Source organism: Stenotrophomonas maltophilia group sp. RNC7 (assembly GCF_030910085.1).
Lineage (GTDB): Bacteria > Pseudomonadota > Gammaproteobacteria > Xanthomonadales > Xanthomonadaceae > Stenotrophomonas > Stenotrophomonas sepilia.
The window spans coordinates 1-380 of sequence record NZ_JAVFVN010000409.1 but is presented as its reverse complement, the minus strand read 5'-3'; the positions used below and the strand labels follow the sequence as shown (position 1 = coordinate 380).

At 46.6% G+C, this 380-nt stretch carries 1 protein-coding gene; it reads right to left on the bottom strand.

What is annotated here, in order from left to right; all coding sequences use genetic code 11:
* Positions 1–380: hypothetical protein (locus RCF13_RS06900; RefSeq protein ID WP_308141008.1), on the bottom strand; the 380-nt coding region annotated here is incomplete at both ends.

The following is a 380-nucleotide window of genomic DNA, read 5'->3' as shown; positions in this document are numbered from 1 at the left end:
TTGTTGTAGTCCTGGACCCCTTCTACCATATCACTGACGGACATCGCAACTTTGGCTGTTGCCGACCCCACCACCAGTACAGTTACCAATGGTCCTGCTGCAAGACCACCTGTTGCAGCTACTAATATCCCCACAGCCGCTACTTTTGCTATACTAGCTAATCCTTTTTTAATATTGCCGAGAGACTGATCCCGCTTTTCCTCTAATCCCTGTTTGGCCTTATCGTTATGGGCTTTAATCAACGCATCGTCATTGGCACTTTGGTCAAAGGTATCCGGCGATGGAACCGATGGTTTTTTCAGGCTGGCTTCTTTTTTCAGAAAAGTTGCCATTACTAAATGATCCTCTTCTAAAGTAAACCCTTGGCCGGGGTCTTCTTC